Source organism: Thalassospira sp. UBA1131, assembly GCF_002311515.1.
Lineage (GTDB): Bacteria > Pseudomonadota > Alphaproteobacteria > Rhodospirillales > Thalassospiraceae > Thalassospira.
In genome coordinates, this window is sequence record NZ_DCAO01000104.1 from 227,434 (window position 1) to 228,912 (window position 1,479).

Genomic DNA, 1,479 nt, shown 5'->3' on the forward strand with positions numbered 1-1,479 from the left:
GTTTTTGGTCTAGTACCCGAACCACCAAAAATGGGAGAGAGAAATGACATCCCGACGCCTGTTTTCCAAAGCCCTTCTGTCCACCGTTGCGGCATGTGCCCTTGGCGGTGCGGCAATCGCGGCAGAACCAGCCGAACTTCGTGAAAGTGCGCTGGACTATTTCGAAGTCATTCCGTCGATGGTTCCCGCCATCGAAGGCAATGCCGTCACCCGTGAAAAGGTCGAACTGGGCAAGATGCTGTTCTTTGAGCCGCGTCTGTCTGCCAGTGCGATCATTTCGTGCAACACCTGCCACAACCTTGGCATGGGTGGGGATGACAATCTGGAAACCTCCATCGGACATGGCTGGCAGAAAGGCCCGCGTAACGCGCCAACCGTTTTGAACGCCGTCTTCAACGAGGCCCAGTTCTGGGATGGCCGCGCCGAAGACCTTAAGGCACAGGCCAAAGGCCCGGTTCAGGCCGGTGTTGAAATGGCCAGCACGCCGGAACGTGTCGTCACCGTACTAAAATCCATCCCGGAATATGTCGATCATTTCAAAACGGCATTCCCGGGCGAAGATGATCCGGTGACCTTTGACAATATGGCAAAGGCGATCGAGGCATTCGAGGCAACCCTGATCACCCCCGCCTCCCGGTTTGACCAGTTCCTTGAAGGCAACGACACCATCATGACCGAAACCGAGATGACCGGTCTTGAACTGTTCATCGATACTGGCTGCGCATCCTGCCACAACGGGGTGAATGTAGGTGGCACCGGGTATTATCCGTTCGGTGTTGTTGAAAAGCCGGGCTCCGAAGTCCTGCCACCTGATGACAAGGGCCGCTTTGCAGTTACCCAGACAGCAAGTGACGACTATGTGTTCCGGGCCGGGCCGCTGCGTAATATCGCGCTGACCGCGCCATATTTCCATTCCGGCAAGGTCTGGGATCTGGAACAGGCGGTTGCGATCATGAGCAGTTCACAACTGGGTGCCGAGCTGTCTGAGGATGAAGTCAAGGCAATCACCGCCTTCCTTCAAACCCTCACAGGTCAGGAACCGCAGGTCACCTACCCGATCCTGCCGGTCAGCAGCACGGACACGCCGAAACCGGAAGCCATGATTGCCAACTGATCACAACGGATTCAATCTTGCGAAACCCCGCCATTTTTGGCGGGGTTTTCTTGTGGCAAACGCCAATAAAGAAAACCGGCCCCTGCAGTGCAAGGGCCGGTAAGGTCGCACGCAAGCGTATGCTTGCCGGGGTCGGGGGGAACTGTGTGCGACCTTGTTCTTGTGTCCTTGGTGCGCCTGTTCAATAACCTTTAATGCGCGGCATCCACGCCTGGCTCCGCACGCGGCGACTTGGCAAGTGGCAGCAAAAGGAAGGCAATCAGAAAGGCAGCCGCCATCGCCAGATAGACGTCGTTGAACGATATGATTGATGCTTCACGGTTGACGATATTGACGATGAATTTCATTGCTGCGGCATGCGGATC

Annotated in this window: 1 protein-coding gene; it reads left to right on the forward strand. The window is 56.2% G+C overall.

Annotated elements, in window-relative coordinates:
- The first annotated feature begins 43 nt into the window (after positions 1-43).
- Positions 44-1,114 (forward strand): cytochrome-c peroxidase, encoded by a 1,071-nt coding sequence (locus B3Z49_RS17220; protein ID WP_296993094.1) that lies wholly within the window; start codon positions 44-46, stop codon positions 1,112-1,114.
- Positions 1,115-1,479: the final 365 nt, after the last annotated feature.